11 protein-coding genes are annotated in these 13,132 nt (G+C 64.6%); 1 reads left to right on the forward strand and 10 read right to left on the reverse strand.

Translation table 11 applies throughout. The features are described 5' to 3' along the window. Position 1: 1 nt before the first annotated feature. The 10 genes from P9220_RS25310 to P9220_RS25355 all read right to left on the reverse strand — a co-directional run bounded on the left by P9220_RS25310 (position 2) and on the right by P9220_RS25355 (position 11,352). Positions 2-1,390, reverse strand: a complete 1,389-nt coding sequence (locus tag P9220_RS25310) for an FAD-binding oxidoreductase (protein ID WP_309768594.1) — start codon at positions 1,388-1,390, stop codon at positions 2-4. A gap of 28 nt (positions 1,391-1,418) precedes the next feature. Further along, positions 1,419-2,204 (reverse strand): SDR family oxidoreductase, encoded by a 786-nt coding sequence (locus P9220_RS25315; RefSeq protein ID WP_309768595.1) that lies wholly within the window; start codon positions 2,202-2,204, stop codon positions 1,419-1,421. Further along, complete coding sequence (rpiA, locus tag P9220_RS25320) at positions 2,201-2,965, reverse strand: ribose-5-phosphate isomerase RpiA (protein WP_309768596.1); 765 nt, start codon at positions 2,963-2,965, stop codon at positions 2,201-2,203. The genes P9220_RS25315 and rpiA overlap by 4 nt, the downstream gene beginning before the upstream one ends. Before the next feature lie 40 nt (positions 2,966-3,005). Then, a complete protein-coding gene (locus tag P9220_RS25325) occupies positions 3,006-3,851 on the reverse strand; it encodes an SIS domain-containing protein (protein ID WP_309768597.1) in 846 nt (281 codons plus the stop codon). Next, a complete protein-coding gene (locus P9220_RS25330) occupies positions 3,851-4,564 on the reverse strand; it encodes an HAD-IA family hydrolase (protein ID WP_309768598.1) in 714 nt (237 codons plus the stop codon). The genes P9220_RS25325 and P9220_RS25330 overlap by 1 nt, the downstream gene beginning before the upstream one ends. After that, positions 4,561-6,075 (reverse strand): xylulokinase, encoded by a 1,515-nt coding sequence (xylB, locus tag P9220_RS25335; protein WP_309768599.1) that lies wholly within the window; start codon positions 6,073-6,075, stop codon positions 4,561-4,563. Before xylB ends, P9220_RS25330 begins: the two co-directional genes overlap by 4 nt. A 41-nt stretch (positions 6,076-6,116) precedes the next feature. Continuing rightward, a complete protein-coding gene (locus P9220_RS25340) occupies positions 6,117-7,571 on the reverse strand; it encodes an aldehyde dehydrogenase family protein (protein ID WP_309768600.1) in 1,455 nt (484 codons plus the stop codon). A 14-nt stretch (positions 7,572-7,585) separates the two neighbouring features. After that, complete coding sequence (locus P9220_RS25345; protein ID WP_309768601.1) at positions 7,586-8,614, reverse strand: ABC transporter permease; 1,029 nt, start codon at positions 8,612-8,614, stop codon at positions 7,586-7,588. Between the two features lie 11 nt (positions 8,615-8,625). Beyond that, positions 8,626-10,188 carry a sugar ABC transporter ATP-binding protein gene (locus P9220_RS25350; RefSeq protein WP_309768602.1) on the reverse strand — a complete coding sequence of 521 codons (1,563 nt, stop codon included), beginning with the start codon at positions 10,186-10,188 and terminating at the stop codon, positions 8,626-8,628. Positions 10,189-10,257: 69 nt separating this feature from the next. Beyond that, on the reverse strand, positions 10,258-11,352 hold the full coding sequence (locus tag P9220_RS25355; RefSeq protein WP_309768603.1) for a sugar ABC transporter substrate-binding protein: 1,095 nt from the start codon (positions 11,350-11,352) through the stop codon (positions 10,258-10,260). Between the two features lie 512 nt (positions 11,353-11,864). On the opposite strand from P9220_RS25355, the gene P9220_RS25360 reads away from it, so the two are divergent. Next, positions 11,865-13,100: an RtcB family protein gene (locus P9220_RS25360; protein ID WP_309768604.1), complete on the forward strand. Its 1,236-nt coding sequence runs from the start codon at positions 11,865-11,867 to the stop codon at positions 13,098-13,100. Positions 13,101-13,132 lie beyond the last annotated feature (32 nt).

Consider the following 13,132-nt stretch of genomic DNA (forward strand, 5'->3'; position numbering starts at 1 on the left):
GTCACACCACTTTGCCGGGGTTGAGAATGCCGAGCGGATCGAGCGCCGACTTGATGGCGCGCATCGCCGCGATATCGGTTTGCCGGCGGCTTTGCGGGAGATAGTCGCGCTTCTTCGTGCCGATGCCGTGCTCGGCCGAAATCGAGCCGTCGAACTCGCGTGTCACGTCGTAAATCACGCGGTCGATGTCGTCGTGATCGTGCTTGCCCAGGCCCGGCACGTCCACGACGATATGGATGTTCCCGTCGCCCAGATGGCCATAGGTCATCACGAGCGCGTCGGGCCAGCGCTCGCGCAGACGCGCTTCGCAACGCTGTGCGGCATCGCCGACCTGGGCGATGGAAAAGCTCACGTCGTACGCGGCGTGATTGGGGATGAAGCGCTGGTATTCGCCGGGCGCATCGCGGATCGCCCAGAAATCGCGCGCGTGCGCTTCCGACGATGCAATCGCCGCATCGGTCACCACGCCCGCTTCGAGCATCGCGCCGAGAAATTCCTCGAAGGCTTCGCTGTGTCTCGCGGGATCAGTGCCGACGCTTTCGAGCAGCACGTAGAACGGATGCGCTTCGGCGAGCGGCGCGCGCAGCGTCGTGAGATTCGCGATGACGGCATCGTGATAGCCCGCCCACATCACTTCGAACGCGGATACGCCAGGCGCGAGTCCGGCTTGCGCGCGCGTGAGCAGCGTCGTCACCGCCGCGAACTCGGGCAATCCGCACCATGCCGTCGCAGTAGCCGTGGGTTTCGGCCGAAGACGCAATACGACGCGCGTGATGACCGCGAGCGTGCCTTCGCTGCCGATCAACAGATGGCGCAGGTCATAGCCGCTGTTGTTCTTGATCATCTTGTTGAGGCCGCCGATGACCTCGCCGCTCGCGAGCACCGCTTCGACACCCAACACCTGATCGCGCATCATGCCGTACTTGATGACGCGATTGCCGCCCGCATTCGTCGCGAGATTGCCGCCGATGACGCAACTGCCGCGCGCTCCGAGATCGAGCGGAAAGTAGAAGCCCGCGGCGCTCGCCGCTTCCTGAACGGTCTGCAGCGCGACGCCCGCTTCGACCGTCATCGTCGCCGAGACGGCATCGATTTCGACGATGCGGTTCATGCGCTCGAGACTCAGCGCGACTTCATCGCCACGCAGGTTCGCGCCGCCGACGAGGCCGGTCAGGCCGCCCTGCGTCACCACCGGCTGTCGATGGCGCGTGCAGATCGCCAGCGCCTGCGCGACTTCGCCGGTATTGCGCGGACGAAGCAGCGCGAGCGGCACGGCGCCGGGCAAGCCGCTCCAGTCCACCACCCGTTTGTCGCCGAATTCGTCCGGCAAGGCCACCACGTCTGCGCCGAGTGCATCGCGCAACGCGTGAATTGCATCGAGTGCGGTCATAGGCGCCTCGTCTCCGTTAGTCGGTGCATCACCATATCGTGTAGCCGCCGTCCATCACGATGTCCGATCCCGTCACGAACGCGCTCGCGCGCGACGCGAGGAAGACCACGCCCGGCGCGATTTCGTCCGGCGTGGCCATGCGTTCGAGCGGCGTGTAGTCGAGCCAGACCTTGCGCCACGCTTCGTTCTCGAAGCCGCGCTTGGTCAGTTCGGTGCCGACATATCCGGGCGAGATCGAGTTCACACGGATGCCGTCGGCCGCCCATTCGGCGGCGAGCGAACGCGTCAGATGAATGACGCCCGCTTTCGATGCGTTATACGAGGCCTGCGGCTGGGGCTTGTTCGCAATGCTGCCGCTCATGCTCGCGATGTTGACGATGCGCCCGCTCTTCTGCCGCGACATGTGACGCGCGGCGCTGCGGCAGCAATAGAACACGCCGTCGAGATTCACGGCGAGCACGGCGCGCCAGGCGGCGTCGTCGGTTTCGAGCGCAGCAGCGTTCCTGACGACGCCCGCGTTGTTGACGAGCACGTCGAGCTTGCCGTGCTGCGCGACGACGGCATCGAAAGCTGCATCGACCGATGAGGAATCCGTCACGTCCAGCGCGACGAAGCCGCCGTCCACGGCTTCGGCGGCCCGCTGCCCGAGCGCCGCTTCCCGGTCGGCGATGACGACCGTCGCGCCCGCATTGCGCAGCGCCCTCGCAATCGCAAGCCCGATGCCCTGCGCCGCGCCGGTGACGACGCACACTTCGCCGTCGAGCCGGAACACATCGAGCGTCGCGCCGCTGCTTTCTTTCGGGATGTCGCTCATTGGCGCGCTCCATCGAATACGACGATGTCCGCCGTGCCGTCCGCGTGACCCACGATCATCTCGCTCGCGATGCCGGTGAAGAGACCGTGCTCCACCACGCCGGGAATGGCGTTGAAGCGCGGCGCGAGCGCAAGGGGATCGCGAATGGCTTCGAGATGGCAATCGAGAATCCAGTTGCCGCTGTCCGTCACGACGAGCGCGCCGTTCTTCATGCGCCGCTCGATCCTGACCCCGGCGTCGAATCCCGCCGACACGAACAGTTCGCGCAACAGGCGCTCCGTGCTCTGCCAGCCGAACTGGATGACTTCGATCGGCAGCGGAAAGCGCCCGAGCGTGTCGAAGACCTTCTTGTCATCGACGACCGCCACCATCTTGCGCGATGCCGCCGCGACGATCTTCTCCCACAGCAGGCACGCCCCGCCGCCCTTGATCATGCTGCCCTGATGGTCGATCTCGTCCGCGCCGTCGATGGTCACGTCGAGCCGGTCGATCTGGCCCAGGTCCGTCAACGGCACACCCAGCTCGAGCGCCAGTTCGCGCGTCGCATTGGATGTGGGCACGCCGACGATATCGAGCCCGTCCTTCACGCGCGGCGCGAGCGCGCGCACGAACCAGTGCGATGTCGTGCCGGAGCCGAGCCCCACTTTCATGCCCGGCGCGAGGTAGTGGTCGACGGCCTTGATGCCCGAGACGAGCTTCGCCTCGTCCTGTTTCGATTGCGGCTCCAGCCGGGCGTAGCCCGGTTCGATGTGCGTGCTCAATTGCGTCTCCGTTGTTATCGAAACGCCCTTGAAACAAGGGCTAATCCATGAATTTGTCGGTGAACCAGGGGTCGAGCGCCGCGAGGTTGTCGGGCAATTCCCGTCCTTGCCGCAAGCCCAGCATGGCGACCAGCATGTTCACTACGAGCAGGTGATTGATCCGCGCCGTGAGTGGCGTGTACAACTCCGTGTTCTCGTACGCGGGCACCGCGATGGTCAGGTCGCATGTCTGCGCGAGCCGCGAGCCCGGCGCGCAGATCGCTATCGTCACGGCACCCTTGCCTTTCGCCATCGCGGCGGCCATCACGAGCGATTTCGTCGAACCCGAATGCGAGAAGAAGACCGCGACTTCATCGTTACGCAAGGTCGGCGCGAGCAGCAGTTGACGCTGGCTTTCCAGCACCACGCGGCAATGCAGCCCGAGGCGAAAGAACTTGTGCTCGGCATCGAAGGCGATGGTCTCGGATATGCCGAGGCCGAACAGAAAGATGCCTTTCGCATCGATCAGATATTGCGTTGCCCGCTCGATGGCCGCGGAATCCACGTCCCGCGCGAAACGCTGGATCGCGTGCAGCGAATTGTTCACGATCTTGCTGCAGACGCTTGCGGGGCTATCGGCATTCGTGATCGCTTCGTAGTCGAACGGCGCCTGCGGGATCAGTCCCTGACCGAGCCGGACCTTGAAGTCCTGATAGTCCGCGCAGTCGAAGCGGCGGAAAAAGCGCACCACGGTCGGGTCGCTGGTTTGCGCGGCCTCGGACAGCTCGGCCATGCTCATCTTGAGCGCGGCTTCCGGCGCGCCCAGCAATACATCGGCGATGCGCAAGGTCGCGCCCGCGAGCGTCGGGTGTTCGAGCGCGATACGGCGCAACAGGTCGTTTCTCATCAGGCTCCCGGCAGGCGCGACGCGTTGAGCGCGGCGCACCTCGTCACTAAATCGGCGAACGAATCGAGCCGCCTGTCATCCGGCACGGGAACCTCGGGCCCGGTGCCCCAGTTGACGATCAGACAGCGAACCTGCGCGCGTTGCGCACACTCGGCGTCGATGCGGGTATCGCCGATATAGAGCGTGTGCTCGGGCGCGGCGTTCATCTGTTCGAGCGTCATCAGCAGATGGCGGGGATGCGGCTTTCGTTGCGCAAGCATATCGCCTCCCACGACCGCGCTGAAATACCGCTCGATGCCGAAATGCGCGAGCACGGCCTGCGCCAGTTGCTGCGCCTTGTTCGTGCAGACGCCCAGCTTCACGCCGGCCGCGTGCATCGCGGGAATGGCGTCGAGTGCATCGGCGTAGACGGTCGCCTTCTCGACCGGGTGCTGCTTGTAGATCGACAGATACGTTTCAACGTCCGCGCTCACGCGCTCCTCGTCGAGCGCAAGACCGAGCCCCTTGTACAGCTTGTCGATCAGGCCGTACGAACCTTCGCCGATGAACTTCTCCACGAAGCCGACCGTCTGGGCGGGGATGCCGTGCGTCGCGAGCAGGCGGTTCACGGCGCTCGCGATGTCGGGCGCGGTATCGACGAGCGTGCCGTCGAGATCGAATACGACTGCATCGACAGGTCGTTCCGCCTGGAGGATGGATTCAATGACGGTCATCGGGTCGGGTTCTCCATGGCGATGCGTTGATAAACCGGACGCAGGGTGTCGTACAGCGTGCGGAAGGTGTCGAAGCGTGCGTCGTATAGCTCTTTGAGCGATGCGTCCGGGCTCACGCGGTCCGTCACGCGCAACGCGCCGGCCGCTTCGTCGAGCGATGTCCACCAGCCCGCGCCCACGCCCGCCGCCAGCACCGCGCCGTACGCGCCGCCCTCGGACGCGCCGGTGACGGTGGTCACTTCGCGTTGCAGCACGTCGGCCAGCATCCGAAGCCACAGCGGTTCGGCGGTTGCGCCGCCGGAGACGCGCACTTCGTCGCACGCGAGACCCGCCGTCTCGCCCAGCGATGCGATCGCGCGAATGTTCAGCAGCACGCCTTCCATGACGCTGCGAACCAGGTGAGCCGCATCGTGCATGGAAGTCAGGCCGATCCACGACGCGCGCCCGTCCGCCGCCACGTGGGGGCATCGTTCGCCGAGCAGATACGGCAGGAAAAGCAGTCCGTCCGAACCGGGCGCGGCCGTCTGCGCGAGTTCCGTCATGCGCTCGAACGATATCTCCGGCGCCATGCGCCGCAGCGCGCCCCGCAGCCATTCGAACGCGCCGCCGGCGGAGAGCGTCACGCCCATCACGTGCCAGCGTCCGGGCGCGTTGCCGCAGGAGATCTGCAACTGTCCGGTGGCCTCGGGACATGCGCGCAGTCCGCCCGCGACGATACCCGCCGTGCCGATGGTCACGCCGAGCGGTCCGGCGTCGATGACGCCCATCGACGTCGTCTGGATGACGGAGTCGCCGCCGCCGCCGAACACGGGGACATCGGCGGGCAAGCCCCACGCCTGCGCGAGATCGCGCCGCAAGGCGCCCGCGCGCTCCGTCGACTCGACGACTTGCGGAACCAGCGACGCGGGCAAGTCGAGCAGCGACATCAGCGCGCCGGACCACTCGCGACGGCGGACATCGAAAAGACCGGTGCCGGACGCATCGGATACGTCGGTCACATGCTCGCCGGTCAGCCGCAGACGAAGATAGTCCTTAGGATTGAGCATCCGGCGCATGCGCGCGAACAACGCGGGCTCGTGCTCGCGCATCCACAGCAGCTTGCCTGCGGTGAAACCCGGCAGCATGCGGTTCTGCACGAGCTCGAGCAGGCCGTCGAGACCGCCCGCGCGCGCGGTGATCTCATCGCAATACGGCGCCGCGCGCTGATCGCACCAGAGGATTGCGGGCCGCAGGACGTTATCGGCTTCGTCGAGCGCGGTGAGGCCATGCATCTGCCCCGACAGCCCGATGCCCGCCACGGCACGGCGATCCGGCAGCGCATCGAGCACCTGCGCGAGCGCGGCCTGCGTCGCCTGCCACCAGTGCTCGGGGTCCTGCTCGGCCCAGCCGGGCCGGGGCGACACGAGCGGATAAGCCGCCAGCGCCTTCGCCGCGACATTGCCCGCGCCGTCCACCGCGATCACCTTGCATGCGGAGGTGCCGACGTCGATGCCCAGAAGATAGCGTTCCATGCCCGTTCCGTTTGCGTATGCGTTGCCGTCGTGCGCGCGGTTCAGGCGCCGTGCCGCAACCGCACGTGCTTGAGATGGAGATAGCCTTCCATCCCTTCGCGTCCGTGCTCGTAGCCCGTTCCGCTTTGCTTGCGGCCGCCGTACGGCGCGTTCATGATGCCGGCATCGACATTGTTGATGGCGACGTTGCCGAAGTCGAGTTCGCGCGACAGCGCAAAGGTTTCCTTGACGTGCTCGGTGTACGCATAGGCCGCGAGGCCCGCTGGCGTGCCGTTCGCCGCATCGATTGCGTCCTCGAGCCGCTCGTAGGGCGCAACGCCGATCACCGGGCCGAAGGTCTCCTCGCGCATCACGAGCATGTCGGGCGTGCCGTCGGCAATCACGGTCGGTGCGTGGAAGAAGCCGTTTTCATGCGATGCCATCGCGTCGGGCCGGCCGCCGCCGCAAAGAATGCGGCCGCCGCGTTCGCGAGCGTCGTCGAGATGACGGCGCACCTTGTCGAGACCGGCGCGCGTGGCCATCGGTCCGACGTCGGCGCGCTCCTGTGCGATGCCATCGGCGACGACGAGCTTGCGCGCGCCGTCGGCCAGTCGCGCGAGGAACGTGTCGTAGACCGCTTCCTGGACGTAGGCGCGATTGATCGAGATGCAGATTTGCCCGGCATTGCGGAACGCGCGCCGCAGCGTGCCCGCGACCGCGAGATCGAGGTCCGCGTGCGCCGTCACGATCAGCGGACAGCTTCCGCCGAGTTCGAGCGACAGCCCCGTGATGCCGCGCACCGTCCTGTAGATGTCTTCGCCCGCGCTGCCGGAACCCGTGAACGCCACCTTGTCGATGCGCGGATGCCCGACGAGCCGCTTGCCCGCGTCCTTCGCGCCCATCACGAGATTGGCGACGCCCGCCGGCAATCCCGCGCGATGCACGCAGCGGAATACGGCCTCGGCGCTCGACGGCGTGAACTCCGATGGCTTCACGACGATGGTGCAGCCCGCCGCCAGCGACGCCGCGAGCTTCCAGCCGATCAGTTCGACCGGATAGTTCCACGGTGCGATGGCCGCCACCACGCCGACCGGCTCCTTTTCCACGAAGCTGACGAAGCCGTCCTCTTCGTTCGGAATGGTTTCGCCGTAGATTCGCACCGCCTCTTCCGCGTAGTAGTGGAAAGCCTTCGCGAGCTTGCGGGCCTCGCCCTGCGCTTCGGCGAGCGGCTTGCCCATCTCGGTCGTGATCGCCAACGCGATGACGCGTTCGTCCTGCGCGATGTGATCGGCAATCGCATGCAGCAGGCGCGAACGCTCGAACGGGTTGACGCGGCGCCAGCTCTTGAAGGCACGCGATGCGGCATCGACGGCTTCATCGATGATCTGCTGGTCCGCATCCGGCGCACGGGCGACGACTTGCTCAGTCGCCGGATTGACGACATCGATCCACTCGTGGACGCTTTCGCTGCCGAAGCGTCCATCGATATACATCTCGCACGCACGAGGTTCTGTCATGGTCCGGATCAAGGTTATTGCGAAACGAAGTTGACGCGGATGGCGTCCACCGCGACCGCGATGAAGATCAGAATGCCGCCGATCATCTGCACGTAGAACGAGGGCACTTCGGTGATCGCGAGGCCGACGTGAATCACGGTCAGCAGCAGCACGCCGCCCAGAATGCCGAGCGCGCCGCCGCGTCCGCCGAACACGCTCACACCGCCGATGATCGGCGCGGCGATGGCGTAGAGCAGGAAGCCTTCGCCCTGATCCGACGTGATGGCCATCTGCCATGCGGCGAGGAGATAACCCGCGACGCCCGCGAGAAAGCCCGACAGCGTGAACGCAATGATCTTGACGCGATTCACGCGGATGCCCGCCGAGTTGGCGGCGAGCGCGTTGCCGCCCGTCGCGTACAGATAGCGGCCGAGCACCGTCTTGCGCAACATGAAACCCATGCCGATCAGCACGACCAGAAAGACGATGGGCATGACCGGCCAGTTGTCGATCGTGTACTGGCCGATCCAGATATAGCCCGTGGACATGTCCGAGATGGTGTTGCCCTGCGTGACCGCGAGCAGCGAGCCTTGCAGCACGATCATGACCGCCAGTGTCTGAATGAGCGACACCATCTTGAGCCGCGTCACGCACAGGCCATTGAAGAAGCCGATTGCCGTCGCCACCGCGATGCCCACCGGCACGCCGACGCCGGGCGTCAGTCCGAAGCGCGTCGAGAGAATCGCGCCGATGGCGGCGGAGAAGCCCATGTTGCTCGCGATCGACAAGTCGATTTCGGCGACCATCAGCGGCATCGACACGGCGAGCGCAAGCAGGCCGAGCACGGTCGCCTGAACCAGCACGTTCTGCAAATTGGACAGCGTGAAGAAGAACGGATTGAGCACGCCGAATACCACGACGAGCGCCGCCAGCCACAACCACACGACGTTCTGAAAGACCCATTGCACGCCGGCCTTGCCGCGTCTCGCGCCGGGCGCGCCGCCGGCATGAGCGGCAAGGGCTGCCGGGGCGTGCGACGAAGGAAGGTCGCTTCCTGTTTGCATGGACTGTCTCCTCATGATTGGCTCACCAGCGGCTCCGGCCGAGCGCTATCGATCGATGCCGGCTCCACGTTGAACGCGGCCTGCAGAATGGCGTCCTTTTCGATATCGGCGCCGGTGTATTCCCGTTCGATGCGCCCGCCGACGAACACGGACACGCGATCGACCATCCGCACCATCTCGTCGAGATCGCTCGTGATGACGATCACGCTCAATCCTTCCCGCGTCAGCGTATCGATGATGCGATGCACTTCCTCTTTCACGCCCACGTCGATGCCGCGCGTGGGTTCGTCGAGAATCAGCAGCTTCGGCGAGGTCGCCAGCACGCGGCCGAGGCAGACCTTCTGCTGATTGCCGCCCGAGAGCGTGCCGAGCAGCACTTCGGCAGTCGGCGCCTTCACGCGAAACCGTTCGAAATAGCGCTGCACGACGCCGCGTTCCGCATTCGAATCGATGACACCGGCGCGGGACACGTGATTCAGGCTCGACAGCGTGATGTTGTGCGCGATGCTTTGCAGCCCGACGAGTCCGTCGCGATGACGGTCGTCCGACAGATACGCGATGCCGCGCTGGAACGCCTCGCCCGGATGATCGGCCGGCGCGCTCGTGTTGCCGTCGTGCGTGATCCGGCCGCGCGTCGCGCGATTCGAGCCGAAGAGCGCGAGCGCGAATTCCTTCGCGCCCGAGCCCGGCAGTCCCGCGAAGCCGACGATCTCCCCCGGCGCAATGCCGAACCGGTCGACTTCGATGCCCGGCGCGGCGAGCCCTTCGACGCGCCAGCCTTCGCGCTCGACTCGCGCGACATCGCGCCGTTCGCGATAGAACAAGGGCACATCGCGCCCGATCACCAGTTCCGACAGTCCGTCCGAGTCGATCTTCGAGAGGTCGTCGTGCTCGCCCGCGAGCCTGCCGTTGCGCAGCACGGATACGCCATCGCAGATATCGAGGATCTCTTCGTTGTAGTGCGAGATGAAGACGAAGCTCACGCCCCGCGCCTTCAGGCTGCGCATGAAGTCGAACAGATGCTCGCGGTCCGCGAGCGTGAGCGCGGTGGTCGGTTCATCGAGGATCAACAGCTTGCCGCCGCTGTGCAGCGCACGCAGGATGTTGAGCTTGCGTTTGGCGACCGCCGAAAGCTGCCGCGCGGGCATGAGCGGATCGAAGTCCGTGCCTTCGAGCGCGGCTTGCACGTTGTCCATCAACGCGCGCTGATCGACACGGCGCGCGATGCCGCGCTTGAGCGGCCAGCGGCCGAGCATGAGGTTGTCCGCGACGGACATGGAATCGACGATCATCGGTTCCTGCGTGACGAGGAACACGCCGCGCGCTTCCATCTGCTGGACGTCCGAGCCTTGCACATCCTCGCCATCCAGGACGATGCGCCCCTCGCTCGGCGCGGTCTGCCCGCTGATGAGGCGCACGAGCGTGGACTTGCCCGCGCCGTTCTCGCCGAGCAGGCCGTGGATCGTGCCGCGCCGGATGTTGATCGATACCTGGTCGAGCGCGAGCACGGCCTTGTATCGCTTGACGACATCATGGGTGCGCAGGATGTATTCGTTGCTGCCTGTATCCGCCATTCAGAAAGTCTCCGGTCGGCGTTCGGCGCGCGGTGCGCGCGCCGTTCAACTCACTCGCACTGGCGCAAATCAGGAGTAACGGATGCCCCATTCGTTATAGGCGATGTTGCCCCACTGCCGCTTGTCCTTCACCGAACCGGCATCGACGACGAACGGCTGAATGACGAGGCTCGGTCCCGTCTCCGACTTGGTCACGACCGCCTTTTCCCAGAAGTACTGACTGTTCTGATAGTCGCCGTGCGGCACCGGCTGGCCCTTGAGCGAATACTTGTCGAGCATTTCGACGGTGATTTGCGCATAGGCGATCGGGTCCTGCGACACCACGGCGTCCATGTAGCCATCGGCGATCCATTGCAACGCGGCGGGTTCACCGTCGATGTTCACGAAAATGACATGGCCCTGCTCGCCGACCTTCTTCCACTTGCCCTTCTGCTGCAACGCCGTGACGATGCCGCGCGCGGGCGAATCGCTGGGCGCGTGAACGGCGTCGAGGTCGGGATATTCGGACAGCGTGGAAAGCGTGACCGACAACATGTTCTTCAGCAGACCTTCGGTCGGACGGCTGATGAGCTTGACGTCGGGATACTTCTTCATCGTCTCTTCGAAGCCCTCCTTGCGCAGACGCCACGCGACCGACTGCAGCGCGCCATAGCAGTTCAGTACCGTGCCCTTCGCGGAACCGTTCTTCTTTTTCAGGGCCGCGACGATGGTTTCCGCGGCCATTACGCCGCCCGCCTTGTTGTCGAAGTCGACGGTGATCGCGACATCGCCGCCGAGCGCCGGGGTATCGATGATGCCGACCGGTATCTTCTTGAAGTTGAACTTCTTGATGACGCTGACGATGGCCTGACTGTCGATCGGATCGGCGATGATCGCCGAGGGGTTCTTCAGCATCAGGCTGTTCCACTGCTCGAGTTGCGTGGTGTTGCTGAAGTTGGCGTTGACCGCCTGAAACTGCCAGCCCTTCGCTTCGACGGCTCGCTTGACCGCTTCCTGCTGCGTGACGAAGAAGTAGTAGTCGAGGCTCTTGTTGCTGAACGGCACGAACACTTTCTGCTGGGCGAATCCGAGCTTCGACACCGACGACAGCGCAACGCCGCCGGCCGTGGCGGCGAGTCCCGCCAGAAACTTTCTACGCGATGCGACTTCTGATGCTTCTTCCATAGTTGTTGTCTCCTCAACATCGGTATGGACCAGCGACGCTTGCTCGGACAGGCTCGACAGGGTTGTTAGTGCCGTTCCCTCTCGACGTAGTATTACGATCAAAATATACCGATGAAGCGTTTCGGCGATCAAGCTAGGGTTTACTACTTGATGCGGCGCAGCGCCTTGCATATTCAGGCTTCGGCTTGATTTCGGGTGATGTTCAGCATGAATCGCCACGGCTTGCTTGACGTAGTTTTACTATCGTTTGTGCCGTTTCGACGGTTCCCGTCACATGCGCGGGTTGATGCATCGTTGCGGCCGGTTGAACCTGTCGGCCGGCGTGTAACGCCGGCTTCGGCGTCACGGGGCTGAAGGTCGCGGTTGCGCGCGCAGGGCGGCTCGCCGTCGTCTCGACGCTTGCCGGATTAGATTGAAAAAGGGTCGCGCCACTACCGAGGTGGCTACGCCGATTGCTAGCATTCCACTATCGACGCCTGGTGCGTAGTCAATCAAATCTGGACAGAAACACCATGAAACACGACGAATACGACGTACTGAACGTCGACGGCGGCCGCCCGGTAAAGATGTGGACCCGGGGCGTGCCGGTCGAAGAGGAAGCCAAGCGCCAATTGAGCAACACGGCGAAGATGCCGTTCATCTACAAGCACATCGCGGCGATGCCCGACGTTCATCTCGGCAAGGGATCGACGATCGGCAGCGTCATCCCGACGCTCGGCGCGGTGATTCCGGCAGCGGTCGGCGTGGATATCGGCTGCGGAATGATGGCGGCCAAGACCACGCTGAGCGCAAACGATCTGCCGGACAATCTGGGCGCCTTGCGCAGCGCCATCGAAAAGGCCGTGCCGCATGGCATGTCGCCGAAGACGCGCGGATTCAAGGGCCGCGACAAGGGCTCGTGGGAGACGCCGCCCCAACCTGTCGATCACGCATGGGCGGCGCTGAAAGACGAGTTCGACGTCATCGTGCAGAAAACGCCGAGGCTCAGGAACACGAACAACTACAAGCATCTCGGCACGCTGGGAACGGGCAATCACTTCATCGAAATCTGCCTCGATGAAGAGGGCTTCGTGTGGTTCATGCTGCATTCGGGTTCGCGAGGCGTGGGCAACGCAATCGGCTCGCACTTCATCGAAGTCGCGAAAGAGGACATGCGCGCGCACTTCATCAACCTGCCCGATCAGGACCTCGCGTATCTGCCCGAAGGCACGCAGCATTACGACGATTACGTGCAGGCCGTCGGCTGGGCGCAGAAGTTCGCCCGCATGAACCGCGAAGTGATGATGTCGAATCTGATCGCCGCCGTGCGGACGGTCATCACGAAGCCGTTCGAGACACACGTCGAAGCGGTCAATTGCCATCACAACTACGTGCAGAAGGAACATCACTTCGGCAAGGACGTGCTTCTCACGCGCAAGGGCGCGGTGTCCGCACGCGCGGGCGAGCTCGGCATCATTCCAGGATCGATGGGCGCGAAGAGCTATATCGTTCGCGGCAAGGGCAATCCGGAGAGCTTCCATAGCTGCAGCCACGGCGCGGGACGCACGATGAGCCGCACGGAAGCGAAGCGTCGTTTCAGCATCGACGATCAGGTGCGTGCGACGGAAGGCGTCGAATGCCGCAAGGACGCGGACGTGATCGATGAAATTCCGATGGCCTACAAGGACATCGACGCCGTGATGGAAGCGCAGCGGGATCTGGTCGAAGTGGTGCACACGCTGAAGCAGGTCGTTTGCGTGAAGGGCTGACGTTCACTCTCGCGCTTGCCGGCTCCGGGCCG

The sequence above is a fragment of the Caballeronia sp. LZ016 genome (genome assembly GCF_031450805.1).
In the GTDB taxonomy this organism is placed as follows: domain Bacteria; phylum Pseudomonadota; class Gammaproteobacteria; order Burkholderiales; family Burkholderiaceae; genus Caballeronia.